Consider the following 24,913-nt stretch of genomic DNA (forward strand, 5'->3'; position numbering starts at 1 on the left):
CAACGCTCGCGACCTTCGCTTACCCAAGCACCGACCGACGGAGCACCGATGCCAACTTCCACCGCGCGAACGATGAAGGGACCGAAGCGGCTCGCCCGCCGTCGTGACCGCCGCTCGCCGAGCCCGCGCTGGCAGTTCCTGCGCGGTTTCCTCAAGAATCCGGTGATGGTCGGCTCGATCATTCCGTCGAGCCGGGTGCTGATCGAAAAGATGCTTGGCCCGGTCGATTGGAAAAACACCAAGCTGTTCGTCGAATATGGGCCGGGCGTCGGCACCTTCACGCGGCCTGTGCTGGACCTGCTCCCGCCAGACGCGAAGTTGGTCACCATCGACACCAACCCCGATTTCACGCGCTATCTCAAGGAATCGATCGACGATCCGCGGTTCGTGCCGGTGACCGGCTCCGCGGCAGACGTCGAGAAGATCCTCGCCGAGCGCGGACTTGGCTCCGCGGACTATGTGCTTTCCGGCCTGCCGTTCTCGACCCTTCCGCCGGGTGTTGGCGACGCCATTGCGCATGCGACGTCAAAGGTGATCCGACCGGGCGGCGCATTCCTCGTCTACCAGTTCAGTCCGAAGGTGCGCGACTTCATCGCGCCGCATTTTGAACCGATCAAGCGCGGGTTCGAATGGATTAACGTGCCGCCCGCGACACTGTTTTGGGCGTATAAGGGCGAGCCCAAGAAGTAACCCTATAGGCGGAAGTTCAGCCGCCGGGTCACGCCATAATCCATCACGTTCACGAGGAAGTGGGAGATCGCCCACTTCACCCGCTGCAAGAGCGTCGCGCGGCGCCGATGCACCTCGGCCGTAATCCACTTGCAGTCGGCCAGTTCGCGCTCGAAATAGCCGCGCATCGCGTCGGCGAACGTCGCATCCTTGATGCGGAGCATGATCTCAAGGTTGATGTAGAAGCTGCGGTAGTCGAAGTTCGACGACCCGATGTGGACGATGTCATCCACGATCGCGAGCTTGGTGTGCAGCTTCGCCCGCTCGTATTCGTAAATGTCGACGTGGCGGCGAATGAGCCGGCTATAGCTGTGCCGCGCGGCCGCGACGGTTGCGCTATTGTCGGACTTGGCCGCATTGATGATCCGCGCCTGACCACGCCGGCCGACCCGACCAATGCGCCGAATCATCGCGCCTGGCGGCGCGAAGTAAGCGAAGACCATGTCGAGCCGGGTTGCGCGCTTCATGTCTCGGCCGATGCTCCGCCACCAGCTGTTGCGCATGCTTAGGGGGCCGCTGAACTTCCACTGCAAGGGACCGCGCCACTCATTTTCCTCAGCGACCATTCGCTTCAGCGAACGGAGCTTCGACTTGGGCCGCTTCGACCAGCGGAAAAGACGGTCGAAATAGCGGTTCGGAAGCGCCGCTTCAGGTCCATCCAACCGCAGCCATAAATCGCGCCACCGGCTGGGACTGTCGTCCTCGAGATATTCGGCATCGATATTGGCGCCGCCGATCAGCACCGTCTGGCCGTCGATCACGATCAGCTTCTGGTGGTTGCGCAAGAGGTAGCGCCGTCCCCAGCTCGGGTTGAAAACGCAGTGGCTTCCGCCGGCGCGCGCAAGATCAGTGAAGAAATCCGGCGTTGCCGCCGATCCGAAGCCGTCGATGAGCAGCTTGACGTCGACACCGCGCCGCGCCGCTTCCGTCAGCGCGTTCCGCACGGCATCACCGTCGCGGTCGGGATTGAACATGTACATCAGCATTTTGACGCTGACCTGCGCCCCCGCAATCAGCTCCAGGAGCATCTTGAAGCGCTCCTCGCCGGACTCGATCAGTTCGAGCCGGTTGCCCGCGATTTCGGCCGATATCGGCTGACTATTTGGGCGTGGAGCAGGTTTGGCAGGCATGCCTGCAGCTTTCCTTGACTTTTCGGAAGCCCGCAAGCTATTGGCGCCGCCTTCCTTACATCCCATATTCCTTTTGCCAGAATGGCATTTGGAATGGCTTTGCGGAGCGACTGATGGCGCGCGTTACGGTAGAAGATTGCGTAGACAAGGTTCCGAACAGGTTCGATCTCGTCCTGATTTCGGCTCAGCGCGCGCGCCAGATTTCGGGCGGCGCCGACCTCACCCTCGATCGCGACCGGGACAAGAACCCCGTCGTCGCGCTTCGCGAGATCGCTGAAGAGACGGTGAAGCCGAAGGAGCTTCAGGAGGCGATCGTCACCAACCTGCAGAAGGTTCGGGTCGACGAGGAGGACGAGACGGAAGAGCTGTCCTCGCTGAGCGAAGCCGCCGAGGCGCTGCGCCTGACGGCTGCTGCTCCGCCGCGTCCGACCCCGTCGGGCGGCGACTACGAATAAGCCTCTAGATTGACCATCGGGCCGGCGTTACACCGGCCTCATGGTTCCCCTTTCGTTCGCAGGCGAAACGTTCTTCGCGACGGTTGACGGTGCGCTCTTCTGGCCTGCCCAGAAAGCGCTGCTGGTCGCAGACCTGCACCTCGAAAAGGCCAGCTGGTTCGCACGCTTCGGGCAATTCCTGCCGCCCTATGACTCGGACGCTACGCTGGTGGCGCTCGCGAAAGCGGTCGATGAGACCGGCGCGACGCGGCTCTTCTGCCTGGGCGACAGCTTCCACGACCGCTTCGGCTGCGACCGCCTGCCGCCTAACGCGCGCGAGCTCCTGACCGAGCTGACCACGCGCCTCGACTGGACGTGGATCGTCGGCAACCACGACCCGGGGTTCGCCGACCATTGCGGCGGCCGCCTTGCGGATGAGGTGGAGATTGCCGGCATCGTGCTCCGCCACGAAGCGGTCCGCGACGATCCGCGCCCGGAAATGTCGGGTCACTTCCACCCGAAGCTAAGGCTCAACCTCAAGGGCCGCCACGTCTCACGCCGCTGCTTCGTGGTCTCCCAGACGAAGATGATCTTCCCGGCTTTCGGTTCGCTGACCGGCGGTCTGGACGCTCACCATCCCGAAATCCTGCGCAGCATTGGCACCAACGCCGCGGCGCTCGTGCCCGTGTCGGATCGACTTCTGCGTTTCCCGCTGGCGGCTTAGCTCTCGGTCTTCAGCTCGATCGCCATCGCACCGGTCGGCGACAACAACAGCCGCGCGACCGCGACACCGCGCCTGCCGAAGGTCGCGGCCTGCAGTTCATTTCGCGCCGCGTGGCGGTCGAACTTGAAGCCCTGGTTATCCGCGGCCGCCTTCAGCCGGTCGAGATGCTCATCCAGGTTCGCGATGCCCTCATCGGGATCGAACCGCATCGTTTCTTGAAGATCCCCCATCACCCCTCATTCATCAACGGCTGAGCGCCAAAGGACAAGCCCCCACTGCTGTCACGCAGATTGCGCGCGCGAATGGCTGTTCCTAAGCATGGAACATGACACTCCGACGCATGCTCTTGCTCGCCGCCGCAACCGCGCTCATTCCATCTGGCGCCATGGCGCAACCCATCGATGCGAAGACGCAGGCCCGGATCGACCGCATCCTCAAGGCGACGCCGCTGATCGACGGCCACAACGACCTAGCCGAGCAGTTGCGCGAAAATTATCAGGGCAAGACCGAAGGCCTCACGAGCGGCACGGACGCGTGGAAGAAGCCGCTGATGACCGACATGGCCCGGCTGCGCGCGGGACGAGTGGGGGGCCAGTTCTGGTCGGTCTTCATTCCCGCGGATGTCCAGGGCGATCGCGCGATCCGCAACACGCTGGAAGAGATCGACATCGTGAAGCGGTTCATCGCAGCTTATCCGCGCGATCTTGAGCAAGCCTACACAGCCGCCGACGTCGTTCGCATCCACAAGGCTGGCAAGGTAGCCTCGCTGATCGGCGTCGAAGGCGGGCACCAGATGGCGCACAGCTTCGCCGCACTTCGCCAATATTACGACCTCGGCGCGCGCTACATGACGCTTACCCACTTCAAGACGACGGACTGGGCCGATTCCGCCACCGATGCTCCGCAGCACAACGGCCTCACGGACTATGGCAAGAGCGTGGTTCACGAGATGAACCGCATCGGCATGCTGGTTGATCTCAGCCACGTCAGCGAAGGCACGATGATGTCGGCGCTCGACGTGTCGAGGGCACCGGTCATCTTCTCTCACTCAGGCGCCAAGGCGGTTGACGGACACCCGCGCAACGTAAGTGACGCAGTGCTTCAGCGGCTGGCAGCGAATGGCGGCGTCGTAATGGTCAACTTCGCTCCCGATTATGTGAACGAAGCCGTGTGGAAATGGTCGGCGGAGCGCGACGCCAAAAAGGCGCGCGTCGCGCGCATGCTCACCGGCCATCCGACTGCAGAGCTGGAGGCGGCGATCGCTTCGTGGGTCAAGGCGAATCCGGAACCCAAGGCCACGATCGCGCAAGTCGCCGATCACGTCGACCATGTCGTCAAGGTCGCAGGCCATGACCATGTCGGCCTCGGCGGCGATCTCGACGGAATCCCGAGCACGCCGGTCGGCCTCACGGGCGTGCAGGATTATCCCAACCTCTTCGCTGAGCTCATCCGCCGCGGCTGGTCCGATGCGGATCTTGCCAAGCTTGCAGGCGGCAACACCCTGCGCGTGCTCCGGCAGGCCGAGGCGGTCTCCAAATCGATGAGCAATGAGCCGCCCGCAGCCGACCAGCTTACGCCCGACTACCAATGAGCGATCAGCCCCTCAAAGCGGCGATCATCCCGGTCACGCCGCTTCAGCAGAATTGTACCCTGCTGTGGTGCACCGCGACGATGCGGGGCGCTTTCGTCGATCCCGGCGGCGACCTCCCGCGGCTGAAGGGGGCCGCCCAGCAAGCCGGCGTCACGATCGAGAAGATCCTGCTCACGCACGGCCATATCGACCATTGCGGAAACGCAGGCGTCCTAGCGGAAGAGCTCGGCGTTCCCATCGAAGGGCCTCACGAAGAGGATCGCTTCTGGATCGAACGCCTCGCCGAAGACGGCGCGAAATACGGCATCAACGGCAATCCGTTCGAGCCGACGCGCTGGCTCAATGATGGCGACCGGGTGACCGTCGGCAATCTCATCTTCGGCGTTCGTCATTGCCCGGGACACACGCCCGGCCACATCGTCTTCCACAATGCGGAATCGAAGCTGGCGCTGGTCGGCGACGTGCTATTCCGCGGCTCAGTCGGCCGCTGGGACTTCGAACGGGGCGATCAGCAGCAACTGATCCGATCGATCACCGAGCGACTGTGGCCGATGGGCGACGACACCGCGTTCGTGCCCGGGCATGGTCCGATGTCTACCTTTGGCCATGAGCGCCAAACCAATCCATTCGTCGGGGACGCTGCTCTCAGAGCCCAATCATCTGTCACTTGAGCCGCGCGGCGATGAGAGTAGTCTGCGCGGCTTTCGCACGGGGGTGTGATATGCGCAGAATCGTCCTCGCGTATCTGTTCGCCGCAGCATCTCTTTCAGCACAGTCCGCTCTGGCTCAGACGCATGATGCCCATGCTCCAGCTACGCCGGAAACGCTCGCTGGCTGGGCTAAGGGCGCCCAGCTGTTCGACGGGCTTGGCACCTTCCATCGGAAGATCACGACGCGCTCGCCTGTCGCGCAGCAATATTTCGATCAGGGCATGCGCTTCATCTGGGCGTTCAACCATGACGAGGCGACGCGGTCCTTTGCGAAGGCGGCGATGATCGATCCCAAATGCGCGAGCTGCTATTGGGGCGTCGCACTGACGCTCGGGCCCAATTACAACATGCCGATGATGAGCTCGGCGCGGGCGCGCGTCGGGTCGCAGGCGCTCCAGAAAGCGCGGGCGAACGAGCGGCGGGCCACACCGGTCGAACGTGCGCTGATCGAGGCCGCGGCAAAGCGCTACGCTGGTACGGAGCAGGTGGATCCTACGAACAGCAAACCTTTGCTCCTCGCCTATGTCGAAGCGATGAAAGCCGTCGCGGCCAAATATCCGAACGATCTCGACGTGCAGACGATGTACGCCGAAGGCCTAATGAACACGAACCCGTGGAAGCTGTGGAACGCCGACGGGACGCAGAACCCGGGCACGCAGCAGATCCTCGATGCGCTTCAATATGTCCTGAAGCGCGATCCCAAGCACCCGGGCGCCAATCACTATTACATCCATGCGGTCGAAGCCTCGCCAAATCCCGGCCAGGCGATTCCTTCCGCCGAAGTGCTGGTCGGCATGATGCCCGCCGCCGGCCATCTCGAACATATGCCAGCGCACATCATGCAGCGCGTCGGCCGCTACGAAGAGTCAGCCGAAGCCAATCGCAAGGGCGCGGCCGCTGACCTCGCTTATCTCAAAGAGACGGCGCCGCCCGATTATTATCCGATGTACATGATCCACAATTTCCAGTTCCTCGGCAGCGCTGCGGGAATGGAGGGGCGACGGTCAGAGACGATCACCGCCCTTCGCGATGCGCGGCAACACATTCCTGACGAGTTGCTGTTCGGTATGCCCGGCTTGGACTGGACCGCGAGCTTCATCTACGACGGCTACACCAAGTTCGGCATGTGGGACGACATGCTGAAGGAACCGGCGCCGAACCCCAAGCTCACGGGCGCCACGATCAGCTATCTCCAGTCGCGCGCCACTGCGCTCGCCGCGACGGGAAAGGTGGACGCGGCCAAGGCGGAGCTGGCCAAGGCGGCGACATTGATCGCGGCGGTGCCCGCGGAAGCGACGCAGGGAAACAATGCCGCCAAGCCGCTATACGAAATCGGTCAGCTGAAAGCGCAGGCGCGTGTCGCGGCGGCCGAGGGCAATCGCGACGAAGCCATCCAGCTTCTGACGCAAGCGGTCGCTACCGAGGACAAGCTTGCTTACAACGAACCGGCGGACATGATCTTCCCGACGCGACATTTGCTGGGAGCCGAACTGCTCGCGGCAGGAAAGCCCAGCGAAGCGGAAGCGGTTTATCGGGAGGACCTGAAGCTCCATCCCAACAACGGCTGGTCCTATTTCGGTTTGAGCCAGGCGCTCGCTGCCCAGAAGAAAGACCAGGAGGCCGCCACCGCGACCAAGGACTATGAGCGCGCCTGGCAGAAGGCCGACGTGCGCCTTACGTCAACGGCCTTCTGAGGAGGTCGAGAGGGCCAGTCGGTCCACATGCCTTGCGCTCCTCTGCCATTTCGCTATAGGAGCCGCGGTTCGCGACGATCCAACCGCCGCCGCGGGTTTCTGCCCGCCGAGATCAGGTGGGAGATCGTCGCAATTTTTATTGATCCTATTGTTTTCAAAGGTGCCGCATGGCTGTCCCGAAGAGAAAAACATCGCCGTCCAAGCGGAACATGCGCCGCAGCCATCACGCGCTGAAGGCCACCACGTTCCAGGAGTGCCCGAACTGCGGCGAACTGAAGCTGCCGCACAACCTGTGCTCGGCTTGCGGCCACTATAACGGCCGCGAAATCGTTCCGACCGAGGCCTAAGCCCGGACAGGCCCGATGAATTCAGGGCCAACAATCGCAATCGACGCAATGGGCGGCGACAGCGGCGCAACGGCGATGATTGCCGGTGCGTCGAAGGCGCTCAAGCGCGACCACTCACTGCACTTCGTCATCTATGGTGACGAGAAGCAGGTTCGCGCGCATGTCGATAACCACCCGAATCTCGCCAAGGCAGTCACGCTGATCCACTCGCCCGAGGCGATCGATGCAAGCGAGAAGCCGAGCCAGGCGATCCGCCGCGCCCGCACCACGTCGATGGGCATGGCGATCAACGCCGTCAAAGAGGGCAAGGCGGACGCGGCCGTCTCCGGCGGAAACACCGGCGCTCTGATGGCGATGTCGAAGCTCGCGCTGCGCACCATGCCCGGCATCGACCGGCCTGCACTCGCGGCGCTGCTGCCTTCGCTCGGCGAGCAGGATCTGGTGATGCTGGATCTTGGCGCGAACACCGAGTGCGACGCACAGAACCTGGTCCAGTTCGCAGTGATGGGCTCGGCCTATGCCCGCACCGTGCTCTCGATCCCGAAGCCGCGGGTGAAGCTGCTCAACATCGGTACCGAAGAGTTGAAGGGCACGGACGAGCTGAAAGAGGCCGCCGGCCTGCTTCGCGAGGCCGACTATCTGCCCTTCAAGTTCGATGGCTTCACCGAGGGCGACCAGCTGTCGCGGGGCAATGTCGATGTCGTGGTGACCGACGGCTTCTCGGGCAATATCGCGCTGAAGACAGCTGAGGGCACCGCCCGCTTCGTCACCGACCTCCTTCGCCGCGCCTTTAAGAGCTCCCTTCGGTCGAAGGCCGGCTTCGCGCTCTCCCAGCCCGCCCTCAACCTGCTCAAGGTCCATCTCGACCCGAACAACCATAACGGTGCCGTCTTCCTTGGCCTCAACGGTTTGGTCGTGAAGAGCCATGGCGGCGCCAATCCCAAGGGCGTCGCCAATGCCATCGGCGTCGCTTGCGGCATGGTACGCAACGACATCATCCGGAAGATCGGCGACGATCTCGACAATTTCCGTGCCCACGCATTCGCCAATGAGGCTGCTCAGTGAATCTTCGTTCCGTTGTGTTGGGTGTCGGCAGTGCGCTTCCGAAACGTAAAGTCACCAATGACGAGCTGGCAGAGCGGGTCGACACGTCCGACCAGTGGATCGTCGAACGCACCGGCATCCGCAGCCGCTATGTCGCGAGCGAGGGTGAAACCACAGCGAGCCTCGCCACCGACGCGGCGCGTCGCGCCCTTGAGCACGCCGGTGTCGATGCCGCTGATGTCGAGCTAATCGTCCTTGCAACGGCAACGCCAGACCAGACCTTTCCGTCCTCTGCGACCAAGGTGCAGGCTGCGCTCGGTATCAACGACTGCATTGCCTTCGACGTGCACGCCGTGTGCACCGGCTTCCTCTACGCGCTGTCCGTCGCGGACTCGATGCTGCGTTCCGGAAACGCCAAGAAGGCGCTGGTGATCGGCGCGGAAACGTTCAGCCGTTTGCTCGACTGGGAAGATCGCACGACCTGCGTCCTGTTCGGCGACGGCGCGGGCGCCCTCGTGCTCAGCGCCGAAGAGACCGACGGGGGCATTCTCGCCACAAAGCTCCATGCCGATGGGCGCCACAACGACCTACTGTTCGTCGATGGCGGTCCGTCCACCACCGGCACCGTCGGCAAGCTTCGCATGAAGGGCCGTGAAGTCTTCCGTCATGCGGTCGTGAATCTCGCCGACGTCCTCAATGAGGTGCTGGCGGCGTCAGGTCTCACGTCAGAGGATGTCGATTGGGTCGTTCCGCACCAGGCGAACGCCCGCATCCTCGACGCCACGGCCAAGAAATTGGGACTTCCACCGGAGAAGGTGATCGTTACTGTTGATGAGCATGCAAATACCTCCGCCGCATCCGTCCCGCTTGCCTTCGACAAGGCAGTGAAGGACGGAAGAATCCAAAAGGGGGACATTGTCGTGCTTGAAGCGATGGGCGGTGGCTTTACATGGGGTGCGGCGGCGCTCAGGTATTGAAAAACTTAGGCAATCCGGCGAGAGTCGAATTGTCGACAAAGGCGGATTTTGTTACGATAGTGAATCGACGATGGGGGGCCTCGTCGCACGAGACGGGAGAATATGATGGCCGATCTGGGAATTGCGCGGCTGAACAACGAAGCTGAAGCGAACGGCACTCTGACGCGCGCCGATCTGGCCGATGTCGTCCACCGCAAACTGGGGCTTTCGCGCGCGGAATCGGCAGGCGTCGTCGAGCGCGTTCTTCATCACATGTGCCACTCGCTGTCTGAGGGCGTGAACGTGAAGATTTCCGGCTTCGGCACCTTCATCCTGCGCGACAAGGGCGAGCGCGTTGGCCGCAATCCCAAGACGGGCGTCGAAGTTCCGATCGCGCCACGCCGCGTCATGACTTTCCGCGCCAGCCAGATCATGCGCGACAGGATCGTCGGGTAAGGAGCGCGAGTGGCGACCGCCGAAAAAGCGCCGGACGCCCTCAAGACCATTGGCGAATTGTCAGCGGAGCTGGGCGTTGCCCAGCACATCCTGCGTTATTGGGAAACCAAGTTCCCGCAGCTGAAGCCGATGCAGCGCGCCGGCAACCGGCGCTACTATCGCCCGGGCGATGTCGACCTGGTGCGGCGGATCAACCGTCTGCTCAACGAAGAGGGTTACACGGTCCGCGGCGTGCAGAAGCTGCTGCGCGAACGCGGGGGTCACGGTGACCCCGCGATTGCGCCGGCGCCCGTTGTCGCTCGGCCTGAACCCCAGGCGGTATTCAACAATGCAACTGTCGAGGAGGATGAGGCTGTGGGCGTCGATGTCTTCCGGCTGATTGCACTCCGCGATCGACTTGCGGACGCGCTGAAGGATTAATCCAGATCCCTCGGAAGGATGAGCTCGACGAGCTTGCCGCTTCCAGCCGTCACATCGCTCCATCGGTCGGCCGGCAACTCGATAAGGGCGAGCGCGGCGGTCGGAAATTTCTCCTCAACGCGATCGTGCAATTTGCCCTTTCCCGTGAGTTCGACAACCAATCGTTCCAGGCCGGGATTGTGACCCACTAGCAAAGCACTGTCGGAGTCTTCCGGCAGCCCCTCGACAAGCCCGAGCAGCGTTGCGGTGTCCGCCAGATAAATCTCGGGTTCGAACTTCACCGGGAAGTCGAAATTGCCATATTCCTCCTCAACGCCGTCCAGCGTCTCGCGCACGCGTGCAGCCGGACTGGCGAGCGCGAAATCGAACTTCGTCTTCCGTTGCTTCAGCTCGCGGCCGATCCGCCGAGCCGCCTTCCAGCCGCGCTCGTTGAGCGGCCGATCGAAGTCGTCGAGGTTCGGCTGATCCCAGCTCGACTTGGCATGCCGCAGGACCGTGAGGCGCTTCACGTGACCAGCTCAGTGTTGACCGGTGCAGGCGCCCCCGCTGCAAGCCGTTGCTCCACACGCGCGATCGCCACGTCCAGCGGAACCCGGTTGATCGCAACGCCAGGCGGGAATGCGGAAAGCAGGCGCGAGGGCATCGCGGCCGACAATATCACGAAAACGCCAGTATCGCCCTGCCGCCGGATCAGCCGCCCAAATGCCTGCGCCAGACGCGCCCGCACGACGCGATCGTCATAGGCGCTGCCGCCCCCCGCCATCCGGCGCGCGGCATGAAGCACGGTGGGGCGCGGCCAGGGCACGCGTTCCATCACGACCAGCCGCAATGATTCGCCCGGCACATCGACGCCGTCCCGCAGCGCGTCGGTGCCCAACAGCGACGCACGAGGATCGTCGCGGAAGATATCGACCAACGTACCCGCGTCTATTGGATCGACATGTTGGGCCAGCAGCGGCAGGCCCGCCCGCGCGAGGCGGTCTGCAATTCGCGCATGCACGGCCTTCAACCGCTGGATCGCCGTGAACAGCCCGAGCGTCCCGCCACCCGCAGCCTCGATCAACCGCGCGTAGGCGCCGGCCAGCGAGGCCGTATCCCCTGGCTTCACGTCGGTGACGATCAGCACTTCCGAACAGCCAGCGTAGTCGAATGGACTCTCCGCTTCGAAATGGCTGGCCGCTCCGGGAAGATGCAGCGCTCCGGTCCGGGCCTCCGCGGCAGGCCAGCCCTCTCCACCGCGCAGCGTGGCAGAGGTCACGAGCACCCCATCCGCAGGCGCCAGCACGGCCCTAGCGAGCGGTTTGGTCGGGTCGAGCCAGCGGCGGTGGATCGCAACATCGAACTCGCGCCCATCGATGCGGTCGACGGCGAGCCAGTCGACGAACTCGGGATCGGCTTCCCCGCCAATCCGCGCGAGCAATGCAATCCACGCTGACAGAAGTTCGCGGCGCCAGGACAGGCCGTTGATCGCGCCGTCGACGCGGGCACGCGCCTGCGAATCGAGCCAATCAGGCGCATCCTCGAGCACCGCTTCCAGCCGCCGCGACAAGGCAGCGAGCGGCTTCTGAAGCTGCTCGAGAATCTCGGTGGCAACCGCCGCGCCGGAAACCAGCGCACCGTCCGGCTCGGCCAGTTCCGTCTCCAAGCCGTAGCCAGCCTCCTGCGCCTTAGCCCGTGCGTATACGGTGCCGCGCACCTCGGCGAGCAGCGCCTCGATGGGCCCAAAGGGCGAGCCCTCGACCAATCGCTGAAGCCAGCCGTCGGACGGCAGCGCCTTCGCCGCCTCCACCGCCGCATCCAACGCCAGCGCCCCTTCCTCGTCATAGGACGCGACATCCATCAGCCGTGCCGCCAAGCCTCGGCGGCGCCCGCGCGAGCGCCCTTCCGGCCCGACGATCCACCGCCGAAGCTCGATCGCTTCCTGCCCCCCGAACGCCACAGCGAAGGTCGAATCGGAGGCATCGAATAGATGATGACCCTCATCGAACAGGATGCGTCCCGGCGCGTCCTCGCGAGCGCGCGCCGCATTGACCATCACCAACGCATGATTGGCTATGACGAGGTCTGCCTCTCGGCTTGCCCGCTCGGCCCGCTCGATGAAGCAGCGGCGGTAGTGTGGGCAGCCCGCGTAGACGCATTCGCCGCGGCGGTCGGTCAGCGCGGTAGCGCCGGCACGGCGGAACAGGCTCGGCAACCAGCCCGGCAGGTCGCCGCCGACCATGTCGCCATCCTTGCTGTACGCAGCCCAGCGGCCGACGAGTTGGGCCAGCACTGCTGCACGGCCCGAGAAGGCGCCCTGAAGCGCGTCCTCCAAGTTGAGCAGGCAGAGGTAATTCTCGCGACCTTTGCGCACGACGATCCGCCGCGCCCGTTCCTCGGCATCTGCGAACAGCTTCCGCCCTTCGGCATCCAGCTGGCGCTGCAGGGCCTTGGTGAAGGTCGAAACCCAAACCGTTCCGCCCGACTGCTCCGCCCACAGCGATGCCGGGGCGAGATAAGCCAGCGTCTTGCCGATTCCGGTGCCGGCCTCAGCCAGCAGCAGGTTCGGCGTGTCCTTCGCGCGCTTGGGAGCGAACACGGACGCGACTGCTTCCGTCATCGCGCGCTGACCCTCACGCGCCTCGGCACGTCCGGTCAGCCGGTCGAGCTTCTGCCGTGCGTCCCCGGCATTCACGCTGACGGCGCGCGGCGGCGCGCGATCGCCGCCTTCTTCCCATTGCTTGAGCCGTGAAAAGAGCATGCGTTCGCCGCGCTCGGGGCGCTCCAGCCGCGCACCGATCAGCGGCGCCCAACCCCATCCCAGACGATGCAGCGTGGCGTTCGACGTCCAGGCGCCTTCCCGCTCTTGCCAGGCCGGTTCGGCCAGCGTGCCCAGAAGCCGTTCGGCAATTTGCTTTAGCGCTCCGGCGGCGTCGGATTCGTTGGCTGGGGGCTCCAGACCAAGCGCTCGGCTCAACCCCGCCGCCGTCGGCACCGCGAATTGCGCCGGATAGATAAAGGCATAGAGCTCAAGCAGGTCGAGGCCGCTCAGCTCGGGGTAGCCCAGCCTTTGCCCGACCAGGGGCGCGTTGAGGATGATGTGCGGCGTCTCTGCTGCACGGGCGATCGCTTCGCCGCGGCTCGCCTCCCGCACTTCGCCATCGCCACTGGCCAGCCAGATTCCGGCATGAGTCGCGTGGAGGGCTGGCAGCGGGAGCATCGATCGACCTTAAGCCGAACCAGAACGGAAGTGGAACAGCGAATTAGCGGCTAAGCACGTGGATCAGCAGCTTTTTCACACGCTCCACCAGCTCCGGAGTGCGCCTGCCGAAAATGCCGCGCGCCTGTTCCGGGAGGTGCTCCACCGGATCGCCATTCTCGCCGAAGATGTAATGGTCGAACAGCACGCGCCATGCCGCCAGCTCATTCGGCGGCAGGTTCTTCATCGTGATCGCCGAATGATAGAGCGCGTTGAGCGGCGTCAGCAGCGGCGGCTCGGCGTCACGCCACCAGAAATTGATCATCGCCCCAAGCTCGTCGAGCGAGGCCACCGCGTGCCACCACAGGCTCGGGATGTAGAGAGCGTCGCCAGGTCCGAGCTCCGCCGTAAGCCCCGCCTCCATCGCGTGCGCGAAGCGAGGATGCTGCCGCAGGTCCGGAGCATCGACGTCGACCAGGCTGATCGGCTGCCCCGCAAGGGTGAAGTCGAGCGGCCCAACATAAAGGTTGGCGATCTGATCCGTGGGGAAGAGCGTGAAGCGCCGCCTCCCCCCGACTACGCAGGCGAGATTCTGCGGCAAGTCCCAGTGCGCCGCTGTCCGCGTCCGATTGCCCAGCCACAGCGAGATGAGCGTTGCCTTGCTCATGTCGAGCATCGGCACTGGGATGGTCTCGAGCAATGCGGGCAGATGCCGCCGCACCGGAATGCCTCCCGCGTACATCGAATATGGCCACTCATGCCCCTTCTGGCGGAGCAGCAAGTCGAGCAGCTGATCGACGGTCGCCAGCTTGCGGTCATGGTTGAAGCCGGAAAAGTCAGCGTTGTAGCCGAAGCGGCCCTCGATCTTGGGGTCGCCGAACCAAGCCTCGAACGGCTCATCCGACGCCGCGCCGCTCAGCGCCTCGGCAATCGCCTCATCGCCTTCCTTCGCCGCCCGCACCAGCGGCCAGTCCGCGACGAGACCCCGGATGACCGCCGGCTTACCTTTCGCCACGGTCTCGCGCTCGAAGGTCGGCCGGTCCATCGGCTCATATTCGGATATCGGCCGCATCCCCTCTCGGCTAGCAGTGCCGCCGCCCCTCCGCTAGGAGCGCGCCGATGAATGACGTGCCCGATATTCGCGCAGCCGCACTGCAGTCCAAGGCTTGGCCCTATGAGGAAGCGCGCAAGCTTCTGAAGCGCTGGCCGGAAGGCAAACCTGCTGGCGAGCCGGTGATCTTCGAGACCGGTTACGGTCCGTCGGGCCTGCCGCACATCGGCACGTGGAACGAGGTGGCGCGCACCACCTTCGTGCGCCAGGCCTATGAAGAGCTGACGAGCAATCCGACCCGGCTGATCGCGTTCAGCGATGATATGGATGGGCTGCGCAAGGTCCCTGACAATGTGCCCAACCAGGAGATGCTTGCCGAGCACATCGGCAAGCCCCTCACCAAGATCCCCGACCCATTTGGCACGCACGAAAGCTTCGCGGCGCATAACAATGCGATGCTAAGGACTTTCCTCGACCGCTTCGGCTTCGACTATGAGTTTATGTCCGCGACGGACTGCTACACCAGCGGGCAGTTCGACGACGTGCTGCGCAAGGTGCTGCGCGGATTCGACGAGATAATGGGGGTAATGCTTCCGACACTCCGCGAGGACCGCCGCAAGACCTATTCTCCCATCCTGCCGATTTCGCCAACGACCGGGCGCGTCCTGCAAGTGCCGGTTACAGTCGTTGATGCTGAGGCTGGCCTCATTGCGTTCGACGATGAGGACGGCAGCCGGATTCAACAGTCAGCGCTAGGCGGCGCGGCGAAGCTGCAGTGGAAAGTGGACTGGGCGGCCCGCTGGGTAGCGCTCGGCGTTGACTATGAAATGGCCGGCAAGGATCTGATCGACAGCGTCACGCAGTCCGGCAAGATCGCGCGCATCCTCGGCGGCCGCCCACCCGAGGGCTTCAACTATGAGATGTTCCTCGACGAAAAGGGCGAGAAGATCTCCAAGTCCAAGGGGAACGGGCTCAGCCTCGAGGAGTGGCTGCGCTATGGCAGCGAGCCGAGCCTCGCCTTCTACATCTATCGCGAGCCGCGGAAGGCGAAGAGCCTGCACATCGGCGTCATCCCGCGCGCGGTCGACGAATATCTGCAGTTCCGTGGCAATTATCCGGCGCAGCCGGTCGAGCAGAAGCTCGGCAACCCGGTGCATCACATTCATGCGGGCAAGGTGTCGACGGACACGTTGCCGCTGACCTACGGGCTGCTGCTCAATCTCGTCAGCCTGCCGGGCGTGGCCGACAAGGACACGGCATGGAAGTTCGTGCAGCGTTATGCGCCGGGCACCTCGCCTGAATCCAATCCAGAACTCGACGAGCTGATCGGCCTCGCCGTGAACTACGCTCGGGATTTCGTGGTGCCGAGCCTGAAGCGCCGAGCGCCGACTGAGGTGGAGGCCGAAGCCCTGCGCGATCTCGACTCAGAACTGGAGAAGCTTTCGGCCGATGCCGACAGCGAAGTTATCCAGCATGCCGTCTTTGAAGTAGGCAAGCGCCACCCGTTCGAATCGCTCCGCACCTGGTTCCAAGCCCTCTACGAAACCCTGCTCGGATCCTCGCAGGGTCCGCGCATGGGCAGCTTCATCGCACTGTACGGAATCGACAACAGCCGCCGATTGATCGCCGAATCGCTGGAAAGCGTCGCAGCCTAGGGCATCAGGAAGGACGAACCGCGGCCGATCGCGAAGACCGATCCTTCACCGGGTACGTCTGCCGGAGCAGTACCGGCGCGGGAGCCCGATGGGCCGCCAGCCTTGCGATTCGCGTCGGCCTTTGCCGTCGTCGTCGCTGCCGCCGCTTTCGCCTTAGCCTTCGGGCATTCGCCCTTGGCATGTTGCGTTGCAACCGGGCCGTGCGCGGATAAGGGCGCCACCCAAGCAAGCGTCGCAATGACTAGCAGACTACGCCTTCGCATCATCGCCTCCTTAGTGCCATTGTAGCACCGGAACGTTTCAAATTACAGGCAATCTACGCACCGTCCCTGCCAAAATTTGGCACACCTATCTCGCTCGCAGCTTGTCTGCGTGGACCGGCTCTGCCGGCACCTCGGTGCCATCTAGCTTCACGGCCTCTTCCTTGCTGAGCCCGGCTTTCTCGAGCGCGACTACCAAAGCCTGTTTCGGATCCACGGGAATGTCGGGAGCAACGCCGTCGCCTTCCCAGTCCTTGCCGGTCTTGATGTCGAAGGTCCGGCCGACGGGCATCCAGACCATGAAATGATCGTTCAGCGGCGCTCCGCCTCCGAAGTGGTTCGCGCCTGCGGTCGCCTCTCCGATCAGGGTCGCACGCCCGGTGGACTTCATCGCCAGCGTGAAGTGCTCGCCGGCCGATGCCGTCTTGTTGGAGATCAGCAGATAGACTTTCGCCTTGCGGAGCGGCGTTGCTTCGCCCGGCAATGCGTAGTGCGTCGCCGTGATCTTCTGCGGATCCTTCGCGAACTCCAGCGTCGGGGCGTCTCCGAACGGCGATCCGTGCTCGTCGAAGACCGACCGCGCCATCTGCATTCGCACCAAAGGTGTCTTGGTCGCGAACAGGTAGGGGAAGATGACATCCATCTCGCCGAGCCGCCCGCCGTGATGGTTGCGCATGTCGAAGATGATCGTCTTCGCCGTCTTGTGCTCGCTCATAAAGGTGCGGAAGGCCTGGATCTCCTCGTCGGTGGAGAAGAAGGCCGACGGCCGGATGTAGGCGATCCCGGGAGCGATCCATTTTGCCGACTGGATCAAGGGCGGAAAGTCGCTGGGCGGTCCGCCGGCCCCGCCGCCTTGTTCAGGCTCGGATACGCCGACGTGCAAATGCCCATCCTTGTGCACCGCCATCAGGTCATCCGTCAGGCGATCGGCCAACGCACCTCTTGTACCCGTGTCATACCGGCCTGCGGCCGCATTCTTGCGGAGCATCGCCGCATAGGCCTTCGCCTGGTCGGGAAGCACGAACGTCTTTTCCAAGTCGTTGGCAAGCTTCAGCGCGACCGCTTTGCCTTCACCGGCATCGAGCGGAACCGACTTGTTATCCGCTTTGGCCGTGGCAGCAACTGGCGCTGCGGGAGCTACGGCCTGCGCAAAGGCGGCGACCGGAAGGGCAGCGGCGACAAGCGTTACGATCTGCATACGCACAATGATGCTCCAACTGTATGAGTTGAGCAACACACTAACAGCAATCCGCGCGCTTTGCGTGCAAAGTTGATGCGCCCCGCGCCAAAATTTGGCAACGTCGTGCTCGTGCTCGACCGTTTTGATCTCGCCCTGTTGAACCTCGTGCAGCGTGATGACGCGCGCACGGCCGATTCGCTGGCCACGGAGGTGTCGCTATCACCCTCCGCGATCGCTCGCCGCTTGCGCCGATTGCGCGGCGATGGATGGATTGCGCGGACGATTGCACTCCTCTCGCCGAAGCTAACCCAGAAGCGGTTGCGCGCCATCGTCTTGATTCAGCTGAGCGAGCACGCCGACCTTGAAGGAAAGAACGCGCTCGAACGCCGCATGCTCGCCGCCGACGAGGTCCAGTTCTTCTACGAGATCGCCGGCCCCCACGACCTGCTCGCGTTGATCGATTGCGCGAGCATGGACGATTTCAACGCCTGCGCCGACGAGCTTCTCGTCTCGTCATCAGCCGTACGTCGTTATGAAACGCATTTCGTGAAGCGGGAGATCAAGTTCGCGCCGTTCGTCCCGCTGGGCGAGAAGGCCTAGCTCGCCTTTTTGGCTGCGATCCAGCGGTCGATCTTTTGCTCGAGAATGCCGAGCGGTAGGGCGCCACTGTCGAGCACCTGCGCGTGGAATTCGCGGATGTCGAACTTTGGCCCGAGCTCCGCCTTCGCCTTGTCTCGCAGGCGCTGGATGGTCAGCGCGCCGATCTTGTATGATGTCGCCTGGCTCGGAATCGCGATGTATCGCTCGACCTCCGCGGTCGCATCGGTGCGGCCCATGCCCGAATGCGAAAGCATATATTCGATGGCCTGATCGCGGGTCCAACCCTTGGAGTGGATGCCGGTGTCGACGACCAGCCGCATTGCCCGCAGCATCTCGTCGTTGAGCGTGCCGAAGCGCGCGTAGGGATCCTTGTAGAAGCCCATGTCGTAGCCGAGCGTCTCGGCGTAGAGCGCCCAACCCTCGACGTACGCCGTATTCCCGCCGAACCGCATGAATGAGGGAAGCCTGCTGTCTTCCTGCGCCAGGCTGATCTGGAAGTGGTGCCCAGGCTCGCCCTCATGCAGGAAGAGCGTAGTCTCCTCCCACGTGCTGCGCGACGGCAGATCGTATGCGTTGAAATAGAAAGTACCCGGCCGCGATCCATCCGGCGTGCCGCTGTCGTAGCTTCCGCCTGCTTCGAACTTCTCTCGGAACGGCGGATAGGGCCGGATGACGAGCGCCGTTTTCGGCACCTTCAGGAAATAGTCCGGCACCTTCGCGTCGACAGCTTTCTTGATGCGGTAGAAGTCCTCGGTGAGCGACTCCCGGCTTGCGGGCTGAAACTTCTTGTCGGTACGCATGTAGTCGAAGAACCGGTGCAGATCGCCCTGAAAGCCGACCTCCTGGCGGATCTTCTCGAACCCTTCGGTGATGCGCGCGACTTCCTTCAGCCCGAGCTGATGGATCTCGTCGGGCGTCATGTTGAGTGTCGTCGTCGATACGATCTCGGCCCGGTAAAGCTCGTTGCCGCCCTTCATGTACATGAGGCCGACGCCCTCGCGGGCATGCGGCAGATACTCGTTCTGCAGAAAAGCGCGCAGCCGCGTCAGCGCCGGATAGATGACGGTCGAAATCGAATTGCGAAACTCGCTGGTCAGCTGCGTGCGCTGGGCTTCGCTGAGCCCAGCGGGGAAGTTCTTGATCGGGCCCCAGTAAGGCGATTCTTCCGGCTTCAGCTTCAGCTGGGCATCCAGCTGCTCGATCATGTTGCGGACGGTCAGCTTCGAATCGACGATGCCTTCCGCCATTCCCTTGCGCCATTGGCGGATCGCTTCGTCGATGTTCCGGGCAAAATCGACGTTGCGCTTCAGGCTGTTTTGATAGTCGACCACCCGGGTGAATGACGATCCGCCCTGCCCGCTCGCAATGGTCGGATATTCGGTGTGCAGGCCGTAGAAATGATTCATCGGACGCGCTTCGATCAGCGGCAGCAGGTCCGGCTGCAGCATGCGCAGATCGTCCTGCCTCTGAAACAGGAACACGTCGTACGCGATCTGATCCGTCGCGCTCAGCTGCTCGCGCGGAATCGCTTTCAGGGCAGCCAGGTCACGCTCGGCCGCGGCCTTCTCGTCCTGGTAGTGGCGATCGCTGAAGAGGTCCCCGAGTTGATCCGCATAGCGCAGGTCACCGCGGTAAAGCGCCTGAAGCGGATTGCGGCGAAGATACGCTTCGTCGCTGTCCTTAAAGACGCGAAACAAGCGATCGTGCGCCGCAGCCTGCCTCGAAGCGCTCGGCTGAGTTGGGGTTTGCGCCAGTGCCGGAGCTCCAATCGCCAGAAGCGAGCAGGACAGGATAAGCGGTCGGACGAACTTCATTTTTCCCAGGCCCCCTCGGCAGCTAGCGCCGAATGCGAGAAGAGGCGCCGCAGCTAGGCTGCAACGCCCCTTCGATCAACGGTGAGACGTACTCTACCAGAAGAAGTTATAGATCACGTCGACCACTTGGCCGCTGTACATGTCGACGAGCAGAGCGTCGTTGTAGTAGCGCACCCACTGCGTTCCCGGAGCCGGGTAAGGCAGCCGGTACTGCCAGGGATCGTTGATCCAGTAGTTGCTCGAATAATAGTTCGGCCACAGGCGCCACCCGATCGAATAGGGCTGATAGCCCCAGCCGAACGGATCGAAATACACTCCGAGATGGAAATTCGAACGATGGCGACGACGCCAATCGTTCCAGTCGTAGCGATGATCATTGCGCCAATTGGTGTTCCAGTTGGAGCCGTTGTGATGATGATTATCGCCGCGAGGCGGCGGCTGCGTACCCGGACGCGGTGTGTCGCTCACAATGGGCGCGCCGACCACGCGACGAAACGGGCTCGTTAGGCGTCGCCCGTCGCGGGGTTGCGTCGTCTGAACATCTTCAGCGTTCCGAACGCGGCGGTAATTGCGCGTGCCGTTCGACCCCTCATTCGCTCCTGGCTGCACATTCAGCTGGCTGTTCTGCCGACGAACATATTGCGTCGGAGCGCCGCCGTTGTTCCCGCCACCGCTGAAGTTGTGCTGACCTTGGACATTGCCCTGGCCTTGTCCGCTGAGCTGCGGGCGCTCGCGCGGTGCGCGGTCTTCGCGCGATTGCTGGCGCTCTTCGCGGACCTGCTGACGCTCGGCCTTCGCGGCACGACGATCGTTATCGTCGTCGCGCGGACCGGCGAGCGCTGGAGTCGCGGCGACACTTGCCAAAAGTAAAGAGAGGAGGAGTCTACGCATGAACACAAACCTTTCCTGTTCGTGCCACGCAAATGCTCTCCTGCATATGAGCGATCGCTTAACCGTTTCGGTAGCGTATATTCATCTTTGTAAGTTGGGATTGGGCGCCGCCGGCATTGCCTGAGCAGCCCGCGCAATCGCCATCTGTATACGCGGATAGGCGCCGCAGCGGCAGATGTTCGGAAGCGCCGCAATCGCCTCTGCGCTAGGGGGACCGGCCTGGAGCATCGCGGCAATCGCCATGATGAACCCCGGCTCGCAATAGCCGCACATCGTCACTTGCTCGGCGAGCCACGCCTGCTGCACGGGATGCGACCGGTCCAGCGACAAGCCCTCGATCGTCGTCACCGTAGCACCTTCCAGCGAGCCGATCGGGACGTTGCAACTCGTGACAGCGCGCCCGTCGACGATCACTTTGCAGGCGCCGCAATCGCCGCTGTCGCAGCCATATTTGGTTCCGGTAAGATTCGACGCATCGCGCAATGCCCAGAGCAAGGGCGTCTCGGGGTCGAGCTTGTAGTCGAGCGGTTCGCCGTTGACGATCATTCGGGGCATGCGCGTGGGCTAGCAAGCCAGCCCTACGGCTGCCAAGATGGGGAATGGCTCGGATCACCACCGCGACGGGGGTAACAATCGGCGTCGCCGACGCCGGCGTGGGCGACGCTACGCCGATCGTCTTTCTCCACGGGGTCGGTTCCGACAAGTCCGTGTGGCGGCCGCAACTCGACCACTTCCGCGCAGAACGCCGGGCGGTCGCGTTCGACTATCCAGGATACGGGGAAAGCGATCCGGCGCCTGTTGGCATGACGCGCGACGATTATGCGACGACGATCCTCGCTGCGATGACGGAGCTGGGAATTCAGCAAGCTCATGTCTGCGGCCTGTCGCTGGGCGGCGTAGTGGCGATCGCCATGCATCATGCCTGGCCCAAGCGCATCGCGTCGCTGATCCTTGCCGACACATTCGCCGTGCACCCGGATGGTCAGGCGATTTACGATCGCTCCATCGCCGCCAGCAGCGACTTGCGGGCGTTGGCCGAGAACCGCGTCGACGCCCTCCTCGCCCAGCCCGGCGATCCAGCAGTGCGAAGTGAAGTTGTGGACACGATGGCCCGCATCGATCCCGCCGCCTACCGCACCGGTGTGGAAGCGGTTTGGCTGGCGGATCAAACTAAGCGCGCAGCGGCGATCCGCGTGCCGACGCTCGTTCTCTGCGGGGCCGAGGACCGGGTCACGCCGCCGTCCCTATCGGCGAGCCTGACCAAGCTTATTCCCGGCGCGCAGTACGAGACGATCAACCAGGCTGGGCACTTGTCCAACTTCGAGCGCCCCGACGAATTCAACCTTCTCGTCGGGGCCTTCATTCGCGGCGTGGATTCGCGATCTTACTGATCGCGGCGCTCACTTCCCGTTGAGAGCCGCCGCGACCTCCGCCGCCTTTGCCTGCTTCAGGATGCCGCAATTGCGGACGGACTCGACCGTCCGCTGGAAAGAGAGAAGCCCTGTTTCAGCCTTGCGGACCGAAGGCCCAAGCACCTTTTCGATGCGCGCCGACTGCTCGACGCCGCATTGCGTGCCGAGCGCCTGCGGAAGGCGGCTCGTGATGAAGATCCCGTTCCCGCTGGCCGCCAGCTTGTCGTAATTGCTGAGGATCCAGTCGCCTCCGAGGTCGCGGGTTTCCGGCGTCCCGGCGATGTTGAAGATCAGTCCGAGCCGATCGAAGCTGCGCAGACGCTTGTCCTTGAGCGCTAGGAGATAACTGGCAACGTCAGCATGACCGCTCGACGCAGCCGCGCTAAGCGCCGCGTCGCGCACAGTCGGGTCTTCGCTCGACAGCGCGGTCTCAACCAGCTTCTTCGCAATCGGAAGACCGCCGTCCGACGCGTAAACGTCAAGAGCCGTCGCGCGGAATCCCGGATCGACGGCTTGCTTATCGCCCGCCAAATACTTTTCCGCTGCCGCTTTGAGGGTCGATCGCAGCTTGGCATCCCTTCCCTCAAGCGCGAGCAGTTCGACGAGCTGCTGCCTCAGCTGCTGCTTGTCGGGAGCATCGGCGGAATGCGCGCCGAATTTCGGATCGAAGCCGATGGCCGCAAGGCGCGGCGCATAGATCGAGTTGATCAGCGCCCGATAGGCAGGCTCAGCTTCCGTACCTATGAAGCCGCGAATGCGCATGCCGCGCAGACGCATGCCGGGATCGACACTCACTTCTGAACTGGGGTTCGCGGACATAACGCGCGCTTCGTTGACCAGCCAGGATGCTGGCGCCTTGCCTGCCCGAAACGCGGCCCAGAGGCTGTCCGTCGTCGCCAGCGCTTCGCCGGGCGAAAGCTGCGCGGACGACGCGATCAGCGACTGCCAGTCGGCGGGCTCCAGGTTGAACCGGTAATAGCCCGTGCCGCCGACGTTCGGCATGATCGTGCCGGAGGCCGGGACGGCGATGCTTGCCGTCTTCTGGCTGAGCAGCTGGCACTGCTTCGCGGCGCCGACGCGAACGCACAGAGGAATGGTCCACATCTGCGCCGGCGCGTTGGTGCCGAGAAAAGCGAAGCGCGACTGCGTGGCAGTCAGGCTGCCGCCGCTCCGACGCAGGTCCACGACGGGCACACCTGCCTGGTCGACGAAGCTCTTGAACGCCGCGAGCACCTGCGGATCTTTCGCCGCATCCGCGATCGCTTCGAAGAATTGCTCCGACGTCGCATTGCCGTAGCGATGTCGATTCAGGTGGAGGCGCACGCCTTCCTTGAACTTCTCGTCGCCAAGATAGGCGGCGATCATCGCAACGACCTGCCCACCCTTGCCGTAGGTGATGTTGTCGAACGCGGAATCGATCTCGCCGTTGGTTGCGATAGCCTGGTGTATTGGACGGCCGGCAAGCAGCGCATCCGTGTTCATTGCGCCGAAGCCCTCGTTGAGCGCGCCCACACCGATATTCAACTCAGGACGCCACTCGTTGCCGATGCGATAGCCCATCCAGTTGGCGAAGCTCTCGTTGAGCCAGATGTCGTTCCACCACGCCGGAGTGACCAGGTCGCCAAACCATTGGTGCGCCAACTCGTGCGAGACGACCATTCCGAAGACTTGCTTGTCACGCGTTGTCGCGCCCGGCGCGAGGTAGATGATGGAATCGCCGTAGGTGTCGGCGCCCGCATTCTCCATCGCGCCCGGCATGATCGGCGTTCCGATCTGATCGAGCTTCGGGAACGGGAATTCCTGGCCGAAATAGGCTTCGAGCAAGCTGACGATGCGCGGCGTTTCCGCCATCACATAGGCCATCTTGTCCTTCTGAGCCTGGGTCGCGACCGCGCCATAATCCATCGCCCAGTTGCGATATTGATTGACGGGGATCTTGCCGGCCTCACGCTTGAACGGTCCCGTATCGACCGCGACGAGGTAAGTTGGCAGCGGCTTCGTCGGCGCAAGCTGATGCTTCACCAATCCGTTGGCGGCCTTCGTCACCGAGATCACCGGCGCGTTGCCGACGACGAGAAGGCCGGGCTTTGTCGTCACTGAAACCGTGAAAGGCGTCTTGAAGCCCGGCTCATCGAAGCCCGGGAAGGCGGCGCGCGCGTCGATGCTCTCGAATTGCGTCCAGGCGTACCATTTGCCGTCGACCTTGACGTGGAACATGCCGGACGCGCTGTCGCCGAACGGCGCGCTGTAATCGAATTTCAGCGTAGCGCCTCCCGCCGGAATTTCCTCGGCGAAATCGAGGCGCGCCGTGCCCGTCTTATCGACCTGAGTCCACTTCCCAGCGATCGCCTTTCCGCCGACAATTGCGACCGCCTTGGCGACGTTTAGTGCCTTGCCATGAAGGTAAAGCGACTTCGTCGGCTGCTTCAGCGTGACGTCGATCTCGTCATGCCCACTGAACCGAGCGGCTGCGGGATCGATCGTGAAATCCAGCCGGTAAGCCGTCGGCGCTGCGACATCCGGAAGTTTACCCTTCGGCGCTTTCGCGTCGGCGACGATTGCCGGCGCCTTCGGTGCTGGAGGGGCGGCAAGTGCCGACGTGGAAAGCAAGGCCAGTGAAAGTGCAATCGCGCGCAT

25 protein-coding genes are annotated in these 24,913 nt (G+C 63.5%); 14 read left to right on the plus strand and 11 right to left on the minus strand.

Annotated features, from left to right (window positions below; all coding sequences use genetic code 11):
* Positions 1–48 precede the first annotated feature (48 nt).
* A complete protein-coding gene (locus tag AC4GYV_RS11760; RefSeq protein WP_491100892.1) occupies positions 49–690 on the plus strand; it encodes a class I SAM-dependent methyltransferase in 642 nt (213 codons plus the stop codon).
* 2 nt (positions 691–692) lie between these two features.
* Here the strand turns inward: AC4GYV_RS11760 and AC4GYV_RS11765 are convergent, their stop codons facing one another.
* Positions 693–1,859, minus strand: a complete 1,167-nt coding sequence (locus tag AC4GYV_RS11765) for a phospholipase D-like domain-containing protein (RefSeq protein WP_491100893.1) — start codon at positions 1,857–1,859, stop codon at positions 693–695.
* Between the two features lie 113 nt (positions 1,860–1,972).
* Between AC4GYV_RS11765 and rpoZ the strand changes: the two genes are divergently transcribed.
* Both rpoZ and pdeM read left to right on the plus strand, forming a co-directional pair.
* Positions 1,973–2,314 (plus strand): DNA-directed RNA polymerase subunit omega, encoded by a 342-nt coding sequence (gene rpoZ, locus AC4GYV_RS11770; protein WP_491100894.1) that lies wholly within the window; start codon positions 1,973–1,975, stop codon positions 2,312–2,314.
* 40 nt (positions 2,315–2,354) lie between these two features.
* The gene (pdeM, locus tag AC4GYV_RS11775) at positions 2,355–3,017 is read left to right on the plus strand and encodes a ligase-associated DNA damage response endonuclease PdeM (protein WP_491100895.1); all 663 of its coding nucleotides are present in this window, start codon (positions 2,355–2,357) and stop codon (positions 3,015–3,017) included.
* Here pdeM and AC4GYV_RS11780 read toward each other — a convergent pair.
* Positions 3,014–3,247, minus strand: a complete 234-nt coding sequence (locus AC4GYV_RS11780; protein ID WP_491100896.1) for an aminotransferase class IV — start codon at positions 3,245–3,247, stop codon at positions 3,014–3,016. The two genes, pdeM and AC4GYV_RS11780, sit on opposite strands and share 4 nt — an antisense overlap.
* Positions 3,248–3,342: 95 nt before the next feature.
* On the opposite strand from AC4GYV_RS11780, the gene AC4GYV_RS11785 reads away from it, so the two are divergent.
* The 8 genes from AC4GYV_RS11785 to AC4GYV_RS11820 all read left to right on the plus strand — a co-directional run bounded on the left by AC4GYV_RS11785 (position 3,343) and on the right by AC4GYV_RS11820 (position 10,235).
* Positions 3,343–4,608: a dipeptidase gene (locus AC4GYV_RS11785; RefSeq protein ID WP_491100897.1), complete on the plus strand. Its 1,266-nt coding sequence runs from the start codon at positions 3,343–3,345 to the stop codon at positions 4,606–4,608.
* Positions 4,605–5,279: an MBL fold metallo-hydrolase gene (locus tag AC4GYV_RS11790; protein WP_491100898.1), complete on the plus strand. Its 675-nt coding sequence runs from the start codon at positions 4,605–4,607 to the stop codon at positions 5,277–5,279. Before AC4GYV_RS11785 ends, AC4GYV_RS11790 begins: the two co-directional genes overlap by 4 nt.
* A 50-nt stretch (positions 5,280–5,329) precedes the next feature.
* The gene (locus AC4GYV_RS11795; protein WP_491100899.1) at positions 5,330–7,012 is read left to right on the plus strand and encodes a hypothetical protein; all 1,683 of its coding nucleotides are present in this window, start codon (positions 5,330–5,332) and stop codon (positions 7,010–7,012) included.
* Positions 7,013–7,179: 167 nt separating this feature from the next.
* Complete coding sequence (rpmF, locus tag AC4GYV_RS11800) at positions 7,180–7,359, plus strand: 50S ribosomal protein L32 (RefSeq protein WP_491100900.1); 180 nt, start codon at positions 7,180–7,182, stop codon at positions 7,357–7,359.
* Positions 7,360–7,374: 15 nt separating this feature from the next.
* Complete coding sequence (gene plsX, locus AC4GYV_RS11805) at positions 7,375–8,424, plus strand: phosphate acyltransferase PlsX (RefSeq protein ID WP_491100901.1); 1,050 nt, start codon at positions 7,375–7,377, stop codon at positions 8,422–8,424.
* Positions 8,421–9,380, plus strand: a complete 960-nt coding sequence (locus tag AC4GYV_RS11810) for a beta-ketoacyl-ACP synthase III (protein ID WP_491100902.1) — start codon at positions 8,421–8,423, stop codon at positions 9,378–9,380. Before plsX ends, AC4GYV_RS11810 begins: the two co-directional genes overlap by 4 nt.
* A 105-nt stretch (positions 9,381–9,485) precedes the next feature.
* Positions 9,486–9,815, plus strand: coding sequence for an integration host factor subunit alpha (locus AC4GYV_RS11815; RefSeq protein WP_491100903.1), 330 nt, complete (start codon positions 9,486–9,488; stop codon positions 9,813–9,815).
* 9 nt (positions 9,816–9,824) lie between these two features.
* A complete protein-coding gene (locus AC4GYV_RS11820; protein WP_491100904.1) occupies positions 9,825–10,235 on the plus strand; it encodes a MerR family transcriptional regulator in 411 nt (136 codons plus the stop codon).
* Here the strand turns inward: AC4GYV_RS11820 and AC4GYV_RS11825 are convergent.
* From AC4GYV_RS11825 to AC4GYV_RS11835, 3 genes are read right to left on the minus strand one after another with little or no spacing between them, the layout of a single operon-like run.
* On the minus strand, positions 10,232–10,744 hold the full coding sequence (locus AC4GYV_RS11825) for a SixA phosphatase family protein (RefSeq protein WP_491100905.1): 513 nt from the start codon (positions 10,742–10,744) through the stop codon (positions 10,232–10,234). The two genes, AC4GYV_RS11820 and AC4GYV_RS11825, sit on opposite strands and share 4 nt — an antisense overlap.
* Positions 10,741–13,434 (minus strand): ATP-dependent DNA helicase, encoded by a 2,694-nt coding sequence (locus tag AC4GYV_RS11830; protein WP_491100906.1) that lies wholly within the window; start codon positions 13,432–13,434, stop codon positions 10,741–10,743. The genes AC4GYV_RS11825 and AC4GYV_RS11830 overlap by 4 nt, the downstream gene beginning before the upstream one ends.
* Before the next feature lie 43 nt (positions 13,435–13,477).
* Complete coding sequence (locus AC4GYV_RS11835; protein ID WP_491100907.1) at positions 13,478–14,485, minus strand: cupin-like domain-containing protein; 1,008 nt, start codon at positions 14,483–14,485, stop codon at positions 13,478–13,480.
* A gap of 47 nt (positions 14,486–14,532) precedes the next feature.
* On the opposite strand from AC4GYV_RS11835, the gene AC4GYV_RS11840 reads away from it, so the two are divergent.
* Complete coding sequence (locus AC4GYV_RS11840) at positions 14,533–16,119, plus strand: lysine--tRNA ligase (RefSeq protein WP_491100908.1); 1,587 nt, start codon at positions 14,533–14,535, stop codon at positions 16,117–16,119.
* Here AC4GYV_RS11840 and AC4GYV_RS11845 read toward each other — a convergent pair.
* Positions 16,116–16,382, minus strand: a complete 267-nt coding sequence (locus tag AC4GYV_RS11845; RefSeq protein WP_491100909.1) for a hypothetical protein — start codon at positions 16,380–16,382, stop codon at positions 16,116–16,118. The genes AC4GYV_RS11840 and AC4GYV_RS11845 overlap by 4 nt on opposite strands.
* Before the next feature lie 85 nt (positions 16,383–16,467).
* A complete protein-coding gene (locus tag AC4GYV_RS11850) occupies positions 16,468–17,577 on the minus strand; it encodes a S41 family peptidase (RefSeq protein ID WP_491100910.1) in 1,110 nt (369 codons plus the stop codon).
* Positions 17,578–17,652: 75 nt separating this feature from the next.
* Between AC4GYV_RS11850 and AC4GYV_RS11855 the strand changes: the two genes are divergently transcribed.
* Positions 17,653–18,159, plus strand: coding sequence for an Lrp/AsnC family transcriptional regulator (locus tag AC4GYV_RS11855; protein ID WP_491101598.1), 507 nt, complete (start codon positions 17,653–17,655; stop codon positions 18,157–18,159).
* Here the strand turns inward: AC4GYV_RS11855 and AC4GYV_RS11860 are convergent.
* The 3 genes from AC4GYV_RS11860 to AC4GYV_RS11870 all read right to left on the minus strand — a co-directional run bounded on the left by AC4GYV_RS11860 (position 18,156) and on the right by AC4GYV_RS11870 (position 21,419).
* Positions 18,156–19,973, minus strand: a complete 1,818-nt coding sequence (locus tag AC4GYV_RS11860; RefSeq protein WP_491100911.1) for a DUF885 domain-containing protein — start codon at positions 19,971–19,973, stop codon at positions 18,156–18,158. The two genes, AC4GYV_RS11855 and AC4GYV_RS11860, sit on opposite strands and share 4 nt — an antisense overlap.
* Positions 19,974–20,066: 93 nt before the next feature.
* Positions 20,067–20,864, minus strand: a complete 798-nt coding sequence (locus tag AC4GYV_RS11865; protein ID WP_491100912.1) for an RcnB family protein — start codon at positions 20,862–20,864, stop codon at positions 20,067–20,069.
* Positions 20,865–20,945: 81 nt separating this feature from the next.
* Positions 20,946–21,419, minus strand: coding sequence for a (2Fe-2S)-binding protein (locus AC4GYV_RS11870; protein WP_491100913.1), 474 nt, complete (start codon positions 21,417–21,419; stop codon positions 20,946–20,948).
* Positions 21,420–21,463: 44 nt separating this feature from the next.
* Here AC4GYV_RS11870 and AC4GYV_RS11875 point away from each other — a divergent pair, with 44 nt between their 5' ends.
* Entirely contained in the window at positions 21,464–22,255 is a 792-nt protein-coding gene (locus AC4GYV_RS11875) for an alpha/beta fold hydrolase (protein WP_491100914.1), read from the plus strand.
* Positions 22,256–22,264: 9 nt separating this feature from the next.
* On the opposite strand, the gene AC4GYV_RS11880 is transcribed toward AC4GYV_RS11875, so the two are convergent.
* Positions 22,265–24,913 carry a M1 family metallopeptidase gene (locus AC4GYV_RS11880; protein WP_491100915.1) on the minus strand — a complete coding sequence of 883 codons (2,649 nt, stop codon included), beginning with the start codon at positions 24,911–24,913 and terminating at the stop codon, positions 22,265–22,267.

The sequence above is a fragment of the Sphingomonas sp. SP4 genome (assembly GCF_058313375.1).